Annotated in this window: 16 protein-coding genes; 9 read left to right on the top strand and 7 right to left on the bottom strand. The window is 67.3% G+C overall.

What is annotated here, in order from left to right:
- Window positions 1-7 precede the first annotated feature (7 nt).
- Window positions 8-256: a catalase gene (locus G6N15_RS23435; protein WP_232070309.1), complete on the bottom strand. Its 249-nt coding sequence runs from the start codon at window positions 254-256 to the stop codon at window positions 8-10.
- Here G6N15_RS23435 and G6N15_RS23645 point away from each other — a divergent pair.
- From G6N15_RS23645 to G6N15_RS22465, 3 genes are all read left to right on the top strand, one after another.
- Window positions 197-856: a cytochrome b gene (locus G6N15_RS23645; protein ID WP_332107677.1), complete on the top strand. Its 660-nt coding sequence runs from the start codon at window positions 197-199 to the stop codon at window positions 854-856. The two genes, G6N15_RS23435 and G6N15_RS23645, sit on opposite strands and share 60 nt — an antisense overlap.
- Window positions 750-1,775, top strand: coding sequence for an NAD(P)H-dependent amine dehydrogenase family protein (locus G6N15_RS22470; protein WP_232070505.1), 1,026 nt, complete (start codon window positions 750-752; stop codon window positions 1,773-1,775). The genes G6N15_RS23645 and G6N15_RS22470 overlap by 107 nt, the downstream gene beginning before the upstream one ends.
- Window positions 1,776-1,857: 82 nt before the next feature.
- Window positions 1,858-3,618 (top strand): Hsp70 family protein, encoded by a 1,761-nt coding sequence (locus G6N15_RS22465; protein WP_083089030.1) that lies wholly within the window; start codon window positions 1,858-1,860, stop codon window positions 3,616-3,618.
- Here G6N15_RS22465 and G6N15_RS22460 read toward each other — a convergent pair.
- Both G6N15_RS22460 and G6N15_RS22455 read right to left on the bottom strand, forming a co-directional pair.
- Window positions 3,615-4,061: a hypothetical protein gene (locus G6N15_RS22460; protein ID WP_083089029.1), complete on the bottom strand. Its 447-nt coding sequence runs from the start codon at window positions 4,059-4,061 to the stop codon at window positions 3,615-3,617. The two genes, G6N15_RS22465 and G6N15_RS22460, sit on opposite strands and share 4 nt — an antisense overlap.
- Window positions 4,062-4,187: 126 nt before the next feature.
- Window positions 4,188-5,144: an SDR family oxidoreductase gene (locus G6N15_RS22455; protein ID WP_083089028.1), complete on the bottom strand. Its 957-nt coding sequence runs from the start codon at window positions 5,142-5,144 to the stop codon at window positions 4,188-4,190.
- Window positions 5,145-5,263: 119 nt separating this feature from the next.
- Here G6N15_RS22455 and G6N15_RS22450 point away from each other — a divergent pair, with 119 nt between their 5' ends.
- Entirely contained in the window at window positions 5,264-5,995 is a 732-nt protein-coding gene (locus G6N15_RS22450; protein WP_083089027.1) for an SHOCT domain-containing protein, read from the top strand.
- A 102-nt stretch (window positions 5,996-6,097) separates the two neighbouring features.
- Here the strand turns inward: G6N15_RS22450 and G6N15_RS22445 are convergent, their stop codons facing one another.
- Complete coding sequence (locus G6N15_RS22445) at window positions 6,098-6,715, bottom strand: MBL fold metallo-hydrolase (protein ID WP_083089026.1); 618 nt, start codon at window positions 6,713-6,715, stop codon at window positions 6,098-6,100.
- Window positions 6,712-7,797 (bottom strand): S-(hydroxymethyl)mycothiol dehydrogenase, encoded by a 1,086-nt coding sequence (locus tag G6N15_RS22440; protein ID WP_083089025.1) that lies wholly within the window; start codon window positions 7,795-7,797, stop codon window positions 6,712-6,714. The genes G6N15_RS22445 and G6N15_RS22440 overlap by 4 nt, the downstream gene beginning before the upstream one ends.
- A gap of 139 nt (window positions 7,798-7,936) precedes the next feature.
- Between G6N15_RS22440 and G6N15_RS22435 the strand changes: the two genes are divergently transcribed.
- Both G6N15_RS22435 and G6N15_RS22430 read left to right on the top strand, forming a co-directional pair.
- On the top strand, window positions 7,937-8,788 hold the full coding sequence (locus G6N15_RS22435) for a serine hydrolase domain-containing protein (RefSeq protein ID WP_083089024.1): 852 nt from the start codon (window positions 7,937-7,939) through the stop codon (window positions 8,786-8,788).
- A gap of 103 nt (window positions 8,789-8,891) precedes the next feature.
- Window positions 8,892-9,404, top strand: coding sequence for a DUF3145 domain-containing protein (locus G6N15_RS22430; protein ID WP_083089049.1), 513 nt, complete (start codon window positions 8,892-8,894; stop codon window positions 9,402-9,404).
- Here the strand turns inward: G6N15_RS22430 and G6N15_RS22425 are convergent.
- Both G6N15_RS22425 and G6N15_RS22420 read right to left on the bottom strand, forming a co-directional pair.
- Window positions 9,385-10,305: a diacylglycerol kinase gene (locus G6N15_RS22425; RefSeq protein WP_179961764.1), complete on the bottom strand. Its 921-nt coding sequence runs from the start codon at window positions 10,303-10,305 to the stop codon at window positions 9,385-9,387. The genes G6N15_RS22430 and G6N15_RS22425 overlap by 20 nt on opposite strands.
- On the bottom strand, window positions 10,302-11,882 hold the full coding sequence (locus tag G6N15_RS22420; RefSeq protein WP_083089047.1) for an FAD-binding oxidoreductase: 1,581 nt from the start codon (window positions 11,880-11,882) through the stop codon (window positions 10,302-10,304). Before G6N15_RS22420 ends, G6N15_RS22425 begins: the two co-directional genes overlap by 4 nt.
- A 41-nt stretch (window positions 11,883-11,923) precedes the next feature.
- Between G6N15_RS22420 and G6N15_RS22415 the strand changes: the two genes are divergently transcribed.
- From G6N15_RS22415 to G6N15_RS22405, 3 genes are all read left to right on the top strand, one after another.
- A complete protein-coding gene (locus G6N15_RS22415) occupies window positions 11,924-12,493 on the top strand; it encodes a TetR/AcrR family transcriptional regulator (RefSeq protein ID WP_083089023.1) in 570 nt (189 codons plus the stop codon).
- The gene (locus tag G6N15_RS22410) at window positions 12,493-14,025 is read left to right on the top strand and encodes a glycerol-3-phosphate dehydrogenase/oxidase (protein ID WP_083089022.1); all 1,533 of its coding nucleotides are present in this window, start codon (window positions 12,493-12,495) and stop codon (window positions 14,023-14,025) included. Before G6N15_RS22415 ends, G6N15_RS22410 begins: the two co-directional genes overlap by 1 nt.
- A gap of 66 nt (window positions 14,026-14,091) precedes the next feature.
- Window positions 14,092-15,711: an FAD-dependent monooxygenase gene (locus tag G6N15_RS22405; protein WP_083089021.1), complete on the top strand. Its 1,620-nt coding sequence runs from the start codon at window positions 14,092-14,094 to the stop codon at window positions 15,709-15,711.
- Window positions 15,712-15,720: the final 9 nt, after the last annotated feature.

Below are 15,720 nucleotides of genomic sequence, written 5' to 3'. Positions count from 1 at the left end.
CAATGATCTATCGATGAACGTCACCGCCGCAGTGACCTGCGGTTGAACCGACGCCGCCCAAGGGCCGTAGACGGTACTGGGCGAGCGAGAATCGACCGATCACCGGGGTGCGCGCGGATCGAAACACCGCCGCCTTGGACAGCTCGGCGCCGTCGCCGTTGCCGTCGAAGTAGCCGGCAACCGCGAGGCCCTTGGCGTGATTCTTGCGGAAGCCAGATTGCCGGCCGAATACCTTGGCAAAACCGTCGATGAGCACTTGCGGCGTCAACCGCGCGGGCCCTTGGTCCGCATTGGCAACCGGCTGACTTATCGGACCCCGGCCCTGCCGAGCACCGTGGGGCCGCTGGAACGCAGGCTTGTCGTCGTGTCCGACGTCTCGCTGTACGCGTTGCTGGCGATCCAGCCGCTCATCGGGTGGGCCATGCTGTCGGCCGGCGGCGGCCCGGTCGTCGTGCTCGGATCGGTGCGCCTTCCGCGCATCGCGCCGTTTGACGCCCACTTGTTTTGGCTACTGCGGCAGGGCCATTCGATTGTCGCCTATGCCCTCTTGGTGGTGATCGCCGCGCACGTTTCGGCGATCATGCTGCATACGGTGACGCTGCGCGACGGGATGCTGTCCCGGATGACGTTCGCGCTGACTCCGGCCCGTCGCCGGGGCCGCCCGCTTAGGGTGATCGGGGTGGCGAGACGGAAGGCGGCTGATGTCCAAACGCGTCGTGGTGTGGGGTACCGGCTTCGTCGGCAAGCTGGTGATCGCCGAGATCGTCAAGCACCCGCTGTTCGAGCTGGTGGGGGTCGGCGTCAGCAACCCCGCCAAGGTGGGCCGCGATGTCGGCGAGATCTGCGGCCTGCCTGAACCCGTCGGCATCACCGCCACCGACGACGTCGACGCGCTGATCGCGCTCAAGCCCGACGCGCTGGTGCACTACGGTCCCACGGCAGCGCATGCCCAGGACAACATCGCGCTGATGACCCGGTTCCTGCGGGCCGGAATCGACGTGTGCTCCACCGCGATGACGCCCTGGGTGTGGCCGACCATGCACCTGAACCCGCCCAGCTGGATTCAGCCGATCACGGAGGCCTGCGAGCTGGGGGAGTCGTCGTGTTTCACCACCGGGATCGACCCCGGTTTCGCCAATGACCTGTTGCCGATGACGCTGATGGGGGTGTGCTCAGAAGTGCGCAAGGTCAAAGCCTCCGAGCTGCTCGACTACACCAACTACACCGGCGACTACGAAAACGAGATGGGCATCGGCCGCGAACCCGAATTCCAGCCGGTGCTGCAAAACCCCGACGTGCTGGTCTTCGCCTGGGGCGCCACGGTCCCGATGATCGCCCACGCCGCCGGCATCATGCTCGACGAGATCACCACCACCTGGGACAAGTGGGTGACTCCCACCGAGCGCAAGACGGCGAAGGGCGTCATCAAAGCCGGACAAGTCGCGGCGGTCCGGTTCACCATCAACGGCGTCTACCAGGGCAAAACCCGCATCCAGCTTGAACACGTCAACCGCATCGGTCACGACGCCGCGCCCGACTGGCCCAAAGGAACCCAGGACGACGTCTACCGCGTGGACATCGACGGAACGCCAAGCGTCTCCCAGGAGACCGCGTTTCGGTTCACCGACGGATCCGGGCGTGACGCCGCCACAGCCGGATGCCTGGCCACGGGAATGCGTGCACTCAACGCTGTCCCGGCGGTCAACGACTTGTCTCCCGGTTGGGTCACCGCGCTGGACCTTCCGCTGATCGCCGGGGCCGGCACCATTCGCTGACGCGCCCGTGCAGTGCCCAGCAGCGCTGCCTATAAATTGGTGGCCGGTGTGCGGCGGCATGCCCACGACTGGATAGGAAGAGATGGCAAACGGAGAACGCCCGGCGGTAGGCCTGTCGATAGGTGCCACCAACCTGGCCGCGGTCACCGCCGACCGTGCCGTCACCCGTAAACCGGTGCTGACGCTGTATCGGGGTCGTCCGCCCGAAGTCGGTGTGCCAGCGGAAAACCCAAACCTCACCGAGCCCGGCCTGGTGATCACCGACTTCGTCGACAAGATCGGAGATCCGGCCGGGATCGTGGCAGCCGACGGCTCGACACACCGACCGGAGACGCTGGTCGCCGACGCGCTACGCGTACTGGCCTACACCGCAACCGGCGGACGGGCGCTGCCGGAGGCTGTGGCGGTGAGCTACCCGGCGCACTGGGCGCCGCCCGCCGTGGAGGCGTTGCGGGCCGCGTTGAGCCGTGTCGCCGAATGGTCACGTGGCCCGCAGCCGGTTGTGCTGGCGTCAGATGCGGCCGCGGCGCTCGTCGCGCTGCAGGCCAACCCCGGCCTGCCGGCCCGCGGGGTCATCGCGGTGTGCGACTTCGGCGGCACCGGCACCAGCCTCAGCCTGGTCGACGCCGCCAACGGTTACCAGCCTGTCGTTCCCACCGTGCGACACAGCGACTTCTCCGGTGACCAGATCGACCAGGCGCTGCTGAACCATGTTGTGGCCACCCTGTCGGCGGAGGGTTCGTTCGACACCGCGGGCACCTCAGCGATCGGCTCGCTGACCCGGCTGCGGTCGCAATGCCGAAGCGCCAAGGAACAGCTGTCGTCCAGCACGGTAGCCACGCTGTCGGCCGAGTTGCCCGGGTTCAGCGGCGACATCCAGGTGACCCGGGCCGAGCTCGACGACGTGATCCGCCAGCCACTGGACGGTTTTGTCGCCGCGATCCGACAAACCATGGCAGGCAACGGAATTGGCGCCGATCTCGCCGCAGTCGCCGCGGTGGGCGGTGGAGCCAATATCCCGGCCGTCACCACTGCACTGTCGCAGCTGCGGGTACCCGTCATCACCGCACCGCGGCCGCACCTGACGGCGGCGATCGGCGCGGCGCTGCGGGCCGCGCGTGGCCCAGCCGACGACAGTCCAACGGCAGTGGCTCCCACGATGGCAGCGGCAGTGGATCCCTTCGCGGAGGCGGCGGATCCAACGATGATGGCCGAGGCCGCGCCCGAGTCCGGCGGCGCGCCGGCGCTCGCGTGGTCAGAGGCCGACGACGATTCGGGCATCATGCCGATCAGCACCGGTGAATACCCGGCACCGCACAACGTCAGTCCGGCGACCGCACAGCCGCCACGGATCGACCGCCCGCAACGCCCGGCCGAACCCCGCCGACCCGTCGTCCCGTGGTATCGACGGCCGGCGGTGCTGGTCATAGGCACGGCTCTGGTGGTGCTGGCGTTGGCCGCGGCGATCATGATTGCGCTGCGGCACACCTCCGGCGGCGGCGCTCCGACGACGCCGTCACCCAGCGTGAGCACGACGCCGCAGTCGACGGGAACATCGGCTCCCTCGACCGAAAGCTCCAGCACCGACACCACGACGGTGACCCAGTCATCGTCGAGTCCGTCGTCAACGGAGTCGACGACCACACCGCCGTCGTCAACGCAGTCGACGACAACACAACCGACGACAACACAACCGACGACTACCCAGCCCTCGACAGCCACAACTACTCAGGCGCCGACGACGACGTCGGCTCCAGCGCCAGTAGCTCCGGCTATCCCGAGAATTCCGGGTGTTCCGGGATTCCTGCAGCCGGGACCGGGTTCCGGCGGACAAGCCGGCTAGTTCGAGGGCTCGCGCTCCTGGTCGGGGCGGTCCTCGGAGCTATCGGCCGCTTCCGCGGTCTCCTTCTCGTCGCCCTCCTGCTGGTCGCCGTCCTTCTGGTCGCCGTCCTTCTGGTCGCCCTCTTGACCGCTGTCTTCTGCGAAGGGGTGCTCATCCGGGTCGCCGAATTTCGGGTTGCCCTCGTCGTCGAGCCACTCGTGGACCGCCGTGCCGGTGATCGTCTTGTCCGTGCCGGGCATCACCGCTGTTGGGCGGTCTTCGTAGGCGCTCGCCATCCGCTTGACTTCTTTCTTGCCCTCTTCGGACGGCTCAGGCCGATCTGAATCTTGCTTGCCCTCGTCGGACGACTCCGACTGATCGGATTCCTCTTGTGGCTGCTCGGCGTCGTCGCGTGCCTCGTCGCGCTTTTCGCCGTCGCCTTGTTCGCCCTCGTGAGCGGTCATGATCGTGTCCCCCTGTCGAGTGATGACACTTGCCCGGCCCGTGGTGGTGACGTTACCCGCTGGGCCCTACCCTCAAAACGAATCGCCATTTTCCGGGTATATGGGAGATGCCGTGTTGCCCGGTGGTCAGTTCGAATTTGGATACCTGACGCCGGTGAGCTGTTCGGAGATCTCCCACAACCGCCGACTGTCGGCGTCGTTGCGGGCCCGCGCAGGCACCTTGGCCGGTTTGACTCCGCCGCCTGCAAGTTCGTAGACACCGCGAGGTCCGTAAAAGGCGCCACCCTCGGCGTCCGGCGACACCGCTGCATAGAGCGCGGGCAGGATTCCCTCGGCGATGTCTTGCCACAGAAACGGCGTCAGCTGCCACGACAGCTTGTACAAGCGTTCCATCACTGACGGCTTGGAGCGACCGTGGGATGGGCCGCTGATCTGCAGGTTGGTTTTGGTCAAACCCGGGTGCGCGGCGTTGGACATGATGCCCCACCCGGCTTCGCGGCTGCGGCGGTCGAGCTCACGGGCGAACATCAGCACCGCCAGCTTCGACTGACCGTAGGCCTGCATCGCCGCGTAGGACTTCTCGAACTGCAAGTCGTCGAAGTGGATCTTGCCGCTTTGGCGTGCGGCCAGGCTGCTCAGCGAGACGACGCGCGCATGCTCGGCGGCGCGCAACAGCGGCAAGACGTGCCCGGTCAGTGCGAAATGTCCGAGATGGTTGCTGCCGAATTGCAATTCGAATCCGTCGGCGGTGGTGTCGCGTTCCGGTGGAGTCATCACGCCGGCGTTGTTGATCAGGATGTCGATGGGGCGGCCCTCGGCGTTGAGCTCCTCGCCCAGCGCCGCGACGCTGGCCAGCGACGACAGGTCCAGGTTTTTGATGGTCAGCTTGGCGTCGGGGACCGTCGCCCGGATTTCGGCGATCGCCGCCTCGCCTTTGGCGCGGTTGCGGATCGCCATGACGACGTCGGCGCCGGCCGCAGCCAGCCGACGCGTCAGGCCGAAACCGAGGCCGCTGTTCGACCCGGTGACGACGGCGAGTTTCCCGGACAGGTCGGGCACGGTGACCGCGAGATTGGTGGCCATGACTGCTCCTTGTGTGTGGATGGGGCGAACCATAACGCCGCACACGCATGGCTGCACGAAAAAGCGGTGCGGACGTAGCCTGCGCAGCGGCGCTCGGCTAACCGTGACAAACTGCGGCGATGACCGGTGCAAAAGCCGCGACCCGGATCGGGCTTACCATGTCGATCGTCACGCTGGTGGTGGGTGTCGTCGGCGTCATAGCCACCCTGATGCTCAACGCATTCGTGATGGACAAATACAACGCCTACGGCGAGGTGCCTGTCCCCGGGTCGGGCAGCCTGCGGTTGCCGGCGGGCGAGGTCACGGTCAGTTTCCACACTCGGGTGATCTCGAGTCCGAGCGGCAGTGGCCTGCCGGTGCCGCGGCTGACGATGACGCTCATCCCGCCCGCCGGTGTCGCGGACCCGGCCGTGACCGAAAGCTTCGGCAGTACAACGACAATCAACAATGACGCACATCGGCGGGTGTGGTTGGTGCAGGTTCCGGTCGAGGGCACCTACTACGTCAAAGCCAGCGGGCAAGTCGGCGGGTTCATCAGCCCGCGACTGGCATTCGGTCAGCGGAGTTCGCACGGCCAGCTGGTGTGGGTGTTCGCCCTGTTGGCCGTGCTTGGCCTGGTGAACCTGGTTTGCGCGCTGTGGTGGTCGGCCCGGGTTCGGCGGCGGTCACACCGGGTAGCGACCGAACAGCCGGTGGCTGCCGCCACGTCTGCGCCCGACGTCTTGTACGCACCCAGCGACGAAGGCGTTCGCGTCGAGCAACTGAAAAACTTGGCGGCGCTGCGGGATTCGGGCGCCTTGACCGAAGCGGAGTTCGAGGCGGAGAAACGCCGCATCCTCGACGGGCGCTAGGTCTTCAGCGGCCGCGGGCCACCTCACGTCTGCCGCTTACGAAGGTGTTTGCACGCCGACACGCCGATACGGCTGGCATTTTGCGCACGCTCGCGGAAAGGGTCAGTGGCCGCGGGCCACCCATTCGTCGTAGTGGACGATCTCCCCGCCCACGGTGGTGGTGTCGCCGTGCCCCGTGTACACGACCGTGTCGGCAGGCAGCGTGCCGAGGCGATCCTTGATCGACGCCAGGATGGTCGGGAAATCGGAGAACGAGCGTCCCGTCGCGCCCGGCCCACCCTGGAAGAGCGTGTCGCCGCTGAACACCGCACCGAGGTCGGGGGCATACCAGCACACCGAACCGGGGGAGTGGCCGGGTGTGTGTAGCGCCCGTAACTCCGTGCCGGCTACCTGCACGGTATCCCCGTCAGACACCACGCGAAACCCCTCGTCCGGATGGGTCATCCGCCACAGCACATCGTCGGCCGGATGCAGCAGTACGGGCGCGTCGAGCGTCTTGCCCAGCTCCGGAGCGACCGTCACGTGATCGTTGTGACCGTGGGTGCACACGACCGCCACCACATTGCGGCCGCCGACGGCCTTGACAATCGGTTCGGCAACGTGGGCGGCGTCGAACACCACGACGTCGGAATCGTCGCCGACGATCCAGATGTTGTTGTCGACTTCCCAACTGCCGCCGTCGAGTTCGAACGTGCCGTGGGTGACCACCCGCTCGATCACAGCATCACCACCGAGCGCAGCACCTTACCGCCGTGCATCTTGCGGAAGGCCTCCTCGACGTCGCCAAGCCCGATGCGTTCGGAGACGAACTTCTCCAGCGGCAGCCGGCCCTGCAGATACAGGTCGATCAGCGTGGGGAAGTCGCGTTCGGGCAAGCAGTCGCCGTACCACGACGACTTCAGCGCTCCGCCATGGGAGAAGAAGTCCAGCAGTGGCATGTCGATGCGCATCTCCGGTGTCGGAACCCCAACCAGCACAACGGTTCCCGCGAGGTCGCGGGCGTAGAAGGCTTGTTCCCAGGTCTCCGGCCGGCCCACCGCGTCGATCACCACGTTGGCCCCGAACCCGTCGGTGAGCTCTTGGATGGTCTTGACGACGTCGGCGTCACGGGCGTTGACCGTGTGGGTGGCGCCGAACCCGCGGGCCCACTCGAGTTTGGTGTTGTCGGTGTCGACGGCGATGATCCGCCGGGCCCCGACCAGCGCCGCGCCGGCGATCGCGGCGTCACCGACCCCGCCGCAGCCGATCACCGCGACAGTGTCGTCGCGGGTGACGCCGCCGGTGTTGATCGCAGCGCCGATCCCGGCCATCACGCCGCAGCCAAGTAGCCCGGCCACCGCAGGGTCGGCCGCGGAATCGACCTTGGTGCATTGGCCTTGATGCACCAGCGTCTTGTCGGCGAACGCGCCGATGCCCAAGGCAGGGGTCAGTTCAGTGCCGTCGGTCAGCGTCATCTTCTGTTCGGCATTGAAGGTGTCGAAGCACAGGTGTGGCCTGCCGCGCTTGCAGGCCCGGCACTGACCGCAGACCGCGCGCCAGTTCAGGATCACGAAGTCGCCGGGTTCCACTGCGGTCACATCCGGCCCGACCGCCTCGACGGTGCCGGCGGCTTCGTGGCCGAGCAGAAACGGGTAGTCGTCGGTGATGCCGCCCTCCCGGTAGGTGAGATCGGTGTGGCACACCCCGCAGGCGGTGACGTCAAGCACCACTTCACCCGGACCAGGGTCGGGAATGACGACGTCCACCAACTCGACCGGCTCACCCTTTTTGCGTGAAACCACGCCGCGCACTGTCTGACTCATGCGCTCAAACCTATCCCCGGACGTTCGCCGAGCCTGCGGTGGTGGCGTCGATTCTGCGCTGACAGCTTGATCGACCGCGATTTTGGCGCCGTAGGCGCAGTCTCGGTGGGCTGACCAGTCGTCGATAGGCTCTGTCGCGATGGCTGCACTCGATGCACTCGACGACTGGCCCGTCTCAACCGCCGCCGCCGCGGTCGTCGGACCGTCCGGCACCCTGGCCAGCCACGGCGACACGGGCCGCGAATTCGCGCTGGCGTCGGTGACCAAACCCTTGGCGGCCCGCGCGGTGCAGGTCGCCATCGAAGAAGGTGTCGTCGAGCTGGACACTCCGGCCGGCCCACCCGGCTCCACGGTTCGCCACCTGTTAGCGCACGCGTCCGGGCTGGCGATGCACTCGGACCACATACTGGCCAAGCCCGGCAGCCGACGGGTGTACTCCAACCAGGGCTTTACCGTGCTGGCCGAGGCGGTGGAGCAGGCATCGGGCATCGAGTTCACTCGATACCTCAGCGAAGCGGTCTTCGAGCCGCTGACGATGGCCGCGACCCGGCTGGACGGCGGCGCGGAGGTGGCGGGCTTCGGCGCCACCTCGACGGTCGCCGACCTGGCGGCCTTTGCAGTCGACCTGCTGCGCCCGGCGACCGTCTCGGCGCAGATGCACGCCGAGGCGACCACCGTGCAATTTCCCGGTCTGGACGGAGTGCTGCCCGGATATGGCGTGCAGCGGCCCAACGACTGGGGCCTCGGTTTTGAGATCCGCGACGCCAAATCGCCCCACTGGACCGGCGCATCCAACTCGGCGCGGACATTCGGCCATTTCGGCCAATCGGGCAGCTTCATCTGGGCCGATCCGGACGCTGACCTGGCTTTGGTAGTGCTGACCGACCGCGATTTCGGCGACTGGGCGTTGCCCCTGTGGCCCGCGATATCCGACGCAGTAATTTCCCAGCACCGCACACTAGCGCAACAGGGGCATCAAGAGGCACAATAGACACGCAAGGCACAATTTCATCTGGCGGTTCATTCGCAGCCTGCTCATCGGGTTCACCAGGTCGTTGGGGAAGACGTCCCTCGTGGAGCCGAAGGAGCAGCAGATGCGTGCGTCGAACCAATTCGCCGACGCGACGACCGGCGTGGTGTACATCCACGCCTCGCCGGCGGCGGTGTGCCCCCATGTCGAGTGGGCGTTGTCGTCGACCCTCGGCGCCCCGGCGAACCTGAAGTGGACCCCCCAGCCGGCGATGCCGGGACAGCTGCGCGCGGTGACCAATTGGGTCGGCCCGGTCGGCACCGGCGCCCGGTTGGCCAACGCGCTGCGCTCCTGGTCGGTGCTGCGCTTCGAGGTCACCGAGGATCCCAGCCCCGGCGTCGACGGTCAGCGGTTCAGCCACACCCCGCAGCTAGGACTGTGGAGCGGGACGACGAGCGCCAACGGCGACATCATGGTCGGCGAGATGCGGCTGCGAGCGATGATGGCCGCTGGCGCTGACGCGCTGGCCGCCGAACTGGATTCCGCCTTGGGCACCGCGTGGGACGAAGCGCTCGAGGTGTACCGCGACGGCGGCGACGTCGGCGAAGTGACCTGGCTCAGCCAGGGAGTGGGCTAGTTTTCCGAAGCACGTGCAGCGCGCCTGAGACCGCGCTGATCTCAGCCGGCAGTGCGCACACGTACTCACCGTCGGCGTAGGCGTTGATACCAGGCGACTCAACATCGACTGACTGTGCGCGTGCCGTGCTCACCTCGTCGAGGTCGACGTGGGTTCCTTTGAACACGGTGGGGAACAAGCGGACCAATCGGGCTCGCGATGCCGTGTGCACCATCGTGATGTCGAGCCGGCCGTCGGCGTGGTCGGCATGGGGGCAAATCAGCATGCCGCCGCCGTAACTGCGGGTATTGCCAAATGCCGCCAGCGTCAGATGGGTGACGACCTCTTTGCCGTCGAACACCAGCCGAAACGGCAGCAGCCGCAACTGCGACAGCTCCGCAAGCATCGCGAGGTTGTAGCGCATCCGTCCGCGCGGCCAGCGCATCCGGTTGGCCCGATCGGTCACCAGCGAATCGAATCCCGCCGCGGCAACGGTGCCGAACCACGTGACGCCACCGGCGCGGTCGCGGATTCTTCCTAAGTCGACGGTTTCCGTCCACCCGTCGGCGACGATATCGGCGGCGGCTACCGGGTCCTTGGGAATCCCGTATTCGCGAGCATGGTCGTTGCCCGTGCCCGCGGGCACGATTCCCAGCGGAATGTCGCTGCCCGCCAACGTCTGCAGCACGAGGCCGATCACACCGTCGCCGCCGACGACCACCACTGCGTCTGTGCCGCGCTCGAGGGCCTCATCCACCAGTCGGCGCGCGTGGCCGGCATCGGTCCCGACGATTTCGACGACGTCGACCCCCCGCTGCTGCAACCGCGCGACGGCTTTCTCAGCGGCATGCGGCGCGTGTCCGTGCCCTGAGGCCGGATTGGTCAGCACGGTCACCTGGCTGATGTCGCGCTGACGTTTCACGGAATCAGCTTGCGGGGGTTGAGGATTCCAGCCGGATCGAGCGCGTTCTTGACGGCCCGCAGGATCTGCACGCCCAGGTCGCCGATCTCGTCGCGCATCCAGGGCCGGTGATCTGCGCCCACGGCGTGGTGGTGGGAGATTGTTCCGCCGGTGGCCATGATCGCCTTGGACGCCGCGGCCTTGGCGGCGCGCCACTGCTCGATCGGGTTGCCGCGTTGCCCGGCCACGACGGTGAAGTACAGCGAAGCGCCGGTGGCATACACGTGCGAAATGTGGCACAGCACAAGCGCCGGCGTGCCGGATTCGGCCAGCGCGGCCGTCAGCGCGTCGGTGACCGCAGCCTTCAGCGGCGCAATGTTCGACCAGTCGGTGGCGGTCTCGAGGGTCTCACACAGCGCGCCCGCCGACAGCAGCGAGTCGCGCAGGTACGGCGCGCTGAACCGGCCGCGCTCCCAAGCCCGCGCCGGCTCCTCACCCAGCGACGTGCCGCCGTGCGCTTGCAACAGGGATCGTGTTTCGGCATGCCTGCTTTCGGCGTGCGCCGCGGTGCCTTCGAACACGGTGATGGCCAGGCAGCCGCCGGTGATCTGCTGCTCGCCGATCGCATCGGTGGTGGCCAGGTTGACCCCGGTCTCCGCTTCGTCGGAAAGCCGGATGACGGTTGGCCCCGTGCCGGTTTGGGCGACGGCGCGCAAAGCGGCGGCTCCAGTGGCGAAGTCCGGAAACGACCATGCCTCGTAGATGCTGGCCTCGGGCACGCGGTGCACCCGCAGCCGCACCCGGGTAATAACGCCGAACACGCCCTCCGAGCCGATCAACAACTCCCGCAGGTCCGGTCCGGCCGCCGACGCCGGTGCCCGGCCCAGCTCCAGCACGCCCGCCGGGGTGACGACTCGCAGCGCGCGGATCATGTCGTCGAAACGGCCGTAGCCCGCCGAGTCCTGGCCCGACGAACGGGTCGCCGCAAAGCCGCCAATGGTGGCGAACTCGAAGCTCTGCGGAAAATGCCCGAGCGAAAAGCCGTGTTCGCCAAGCAGTCGCTCGGCCTGCGGGCCGGTGACGCCGGCACCGAGTTCGGCCACACCGGACACGTCGTCGAGCGCGTGCAACCGATCGAAGCGGCGCAGATCCAGCGACACGACGGCGTTGAACTGCCCCCTGACCGGGTCGAGCCCACCCACCACGCTGGTGCCGCCACCGAAGGGAACGACGGCGATGCCGCGCTCGGAGCAATGCCGCAGGGTCGCCGCTACCTCGTCGTCGTCGCCGGGCAGCAGCACCGCGTCGGGTGCGTCCTGAACGCCGGTGTTCTTGCGGCGCAGCAAGTCCAGGGTGGACTTGCCGCCGGCATGCAGCAACCGGTCACGGTCACCGACGCGGCAGTACTGTTGCCCGACGATCGCCGCCAGTGCGTCATAGTCGCCCTGCTCCAGCGCGCTCGGGCGCAGCCGCACCTGGTCCGCGGGCAGCTCAGTTGCGCCCGAATCCTTCACGGCCAGAGCCTGTTCCAGCAGCGACTGGATCCACTCCGACAGCGGTTTGGCCGCAGCAGGATCGCCCCACGCGTTCCACTTCATCGGCGGCAGCAGCTCGTCAGGCATGCGTTACAGTATTACATATGCTGTCAATCAGTAATGCGCCTGCCGACACCGGTGACCGGATACTTCAGGCCGCGGCGAGCTGTGTGCGCGATTTCGGGGTCGAACGCGTGACGCTGGCTGAAATTGCGCGCCGGGCCGGAGTCAGCCGGCCGACCGTGTACCGCCGCTGGCCCGACACCCGGTCGATCCTGGCCGAGCTGCTGACCCGGCACATCACCGCCGCAGCGCGGGACGTGCCGGCACAGGGTGCAGGTCGTGAGGCACTGGTCGACCGGATCGTGGCGGTGGCCGAACGACTGCGGCGCGACAAGCTGGTGATGGCGGTGCTGCGCTCGGAGCTGGCGATGGTATACATCACCGAACGCCTGGGCACCAGCCAGCGGCTACTGATCGACGCCTTGGCCGACGAGCTGTGCGCCGCACAGCGACACGGCAGCGTGCGCTCCGGCGACCCCCGCCAGCTTGCCGCGATGGTATTGCTGATCACCCAGTCCACGATTCAGTCCGCACGCATCGTCCGGCCGATTCTCGGCGCCGACGCGCTCAGTGCCGAACTGGCCTACTCACTGAACGGATATCTGTCCTGATGCCCATCGCTTTGAACGCGGCCCGCCGCACCGCCGACCTGCAGGCGCTGGCCGACGGCGCACCGGTGGACGTCATCGTCATCGGCGGCGGCATCACCGGCACCGGGATCGCCCTGGACGCTGCGGCGCGGGGCCTGCGGGTGGCGCTGGTTGAAAAGCACGATCTGGCCTTCGGCACCAGCCGGTGGAGCTCCAAGCTGGTGCACGGCGGCCTGCGTTACCTGGCGAGTGGAAACCTCGGCATCGCCCGGCGCAGTGCGGTCGAACGCGGAATCCTCATGGCACGCAACGCCCCTCACCTGGTGCGGGCGATGCCGCAGCTGGTGCCGTTGCTGCCGACGATGGGCCACGCCGAGCGGACGCTGGTGCGCGCCGGATTCCTGGCCGGTGATGTGTTGCGCAAGCTGGCGGGCACGCCGGGATCTGTCCTGCCGCGCTCGCGCCGTATATCGGCACAGCGCGTTATCGACATGGCTCCTGCCGTGCGGCGCGACGGACTCGACGGCGGTCTACTGGCCTACGATGGCCAGCTCATCGACGACGCGCGACTGGTCACCGCGATGGCGCGTACCGCGGCACAGTACGGGGCCCGGATTCTCACCTATGTGGCCGCATCGCAGGCCACCGGCACGTCGGTGCGGCTGACCGACCATCGCAGCGGCGGATCCTTCGACGTCTCCGCGCGCGCCGTCATCAATGCGACGGGGGTCTGGGCGGCCGACATCGACCCGTCGCTGCGGCTGCGGCCCAGCCGCGGCACGCACCTCGTCTTCGACGCCGCGGCTTTCGGCAATCCCACTGCGGCGCTGACTATTCCGATACCCGGTGAGCTCAACCGCTTCGTGTTCGCCATGCCCGAGCAGTTGGGCCGCGTCTACCTCGGGCTGACCGACGAAGACGCGCCCGGCCCGATTCCCGATGTGCCGCAACCGACTCCGGGCGAAATCGACTTCCTGCTCGACACGGTGAACACCGCGCTGGGCACCGCGTTGCGCCCCTCCGACGTCATTGGTTCCTATGCCGGGCTGCGGCCGCTGGTCGACACCGGTGCGGGACGCACCGCGGACATCTCACGCGAACACGCCGTCGTCGACTCGCCCTCCGGTGTCATCAGCGTGATCGGAGGCAAGCTCACCGAATACCGATACATGGCGCAGGACGTCCTCGACCGTGCAATCCGGTCGCGCGGCCTGACCGCCCGTCCCTGCCGGACCCGCAACCTGCCACTGGTCGGCGCGCCGGCCAACCCGGGATCGACCGCCCGGCCGGCTACCGGGCTGCCGGCATCGCTGGTCGCGCGCTACGGGGCAGAGGCGCCCAGTGTCGTCGCCGCCGCGAGTTGCGAGCGTCCGACCGATCCGGTCGCCGACGGCATCGACGTGATCCGCGCGGAGTTCGAATACGCGGTGACCCACGAAGGTGCACTGACCGTCGAGGACATCGTCGACCGTCGGACCCGCATCGGCTTGGTGCCGGCGGACCGCGAGCGGACTGTCGACGTGGCGAACGAGTTCGTGGCCGCGTTCAGCTAGCCATCCCAAACCGATAGCCGCTACTATATGATAGTAACTATCACTTTCTGGATGGTGAGGTGAGCGATGGCCAATGTCATGCGCGTTCCTGTCCTTATCGTCGGCGCCGGAGCCGCCGGGCTCGCCACCTCGGCGCTGCTGGCCAAGCACGGGGTCCGCTCGCTGCTGGTGGAAAAGCGACGTGAGGTCTTCATCTATCCGAAAGCTCGCAACCTGAGTTTCCGCAGCCTGGAGATCCTGCGGCGGTTGGGGCTCGGTGACGAGTCCCATGCGGTCGCAGAGCACGTTTCGGACCTGGTCGTCAAGCCAACGCTCAACAGCGCCGAAGAAGAAACGGGCATGGACATCAACGCTATTTTCGCGCCCTTCGACGGACTGAGCCCGGAGCCGTCCGCGCAGTATCTACCGCAGAGCCGACTGGAGCCGATGCTGCTGGCCGACAGCCGCCGGCATGGCAACGAAGTGCGCTACGGGACGGAGTTGTCATCGTTCGAGCAGGACAGCGAGGGTGTGACAGCGGTTGTGCGCGATAGGGATTCGGGAGTAACTGAGACGATACGCGCGGAGTACGTCGTCGCCGCCGACGGCGTGCACAGCCCGGTGCGAGACTCGCTTGGCATCACCACTTCGGGGTACGGCGCGGTGCCGATCTTCGTCGTCTTCATCTACTTCCGGGCGCCCTGGCGCAAGTTCGTGCCGCACTTAGGGGATGGGGATGGCGTACAAGTCAAAAACGCTGACGTGGAGGGCATATTCCTGGTGGTCGAGGGCGACTTCGGCCTATTCATTACCACCTACTTCCCCGACAAAGGTGAAACTGTCGAGCAGTTCACTCGGGAGCGTTGTGCGGACATACTCATCAAGGCAATCGGCGAGCAGATCGACGTGGAGATCGTCGACGTCGCTGCTTGGCAACCGTACGAACGGGTGGCCGACCAATTCCAATGCGGTCGAGTCTTTCTCGTCGGCGACGCCGCACACACCATGCCGCCGTTCAAGGCCGGGGGAGCCAACACGGCCATCCAAAGCGCGGACAACCTGGGCTGGAAGCTCGCCGCCGTCCTGAACGGCGTGGCCGGGCCCGAGCTGCTGAATACCTACCACACCGAGCGCCATCCGGTCGGGCGCTTCAACGCTCGCCAGTCGCTGACCGGCCCGTCACTTGCCTTCTTGCGGTTGGACGACAACCGGCCGCAATTGCCGCCGGACAAGGAGGCGCCGATGTTCGCGCTCCTGATTGGCTACCAATACCGCTCGGCTGCAGTCGTTTCCGATGAGCCTGCCCCAACGAACCCGGATGATGTGCTATTGGTCGACGAACTGCACGGACAACCCGGAACCCGAGTGCCGCATGCGTGGGTGCATCGTGACGGCAATCAGATTTCGACTCTCGACCTGCTCGGTTCTGGGTTCACCCTGCTGACCGGCGATGACGGTGCCGCATGGTCCGATGCCGCGGCGTCGGTGTCGGGTGCGCTAGGAGTGCCGATCACCGTGCAGCGCATCGGCGCTGACGGCGACGCGGCCGATCCTGACGGCGCGTGGGCGGCGACCACCGGGCTCTCGCCCGACGGGGCGCTGTTGGTGCGCCCGGACGATTTCATCGGCTGGCGTTCGGAGAAGTTGCCCGCTGACCCCGAAAACCAGTTGCGCAAGTCTCTCTCGATCATCCTTGCCCGAGCCTGATCGCCGCGC

The sequence above is a fragment of the Mycobacterium noviomagense genome (assembly GCF_010731635.1).
GTDB lineage: Bacteria > Actinomycetota > Actinomycetes > Mycobacteriales > Mycobacteriaceae > Mycobacterium > Mycobacterium noviomagense.
This window is presented reverse-complemented; position numbering and strand designations above follow the sequence as displayed.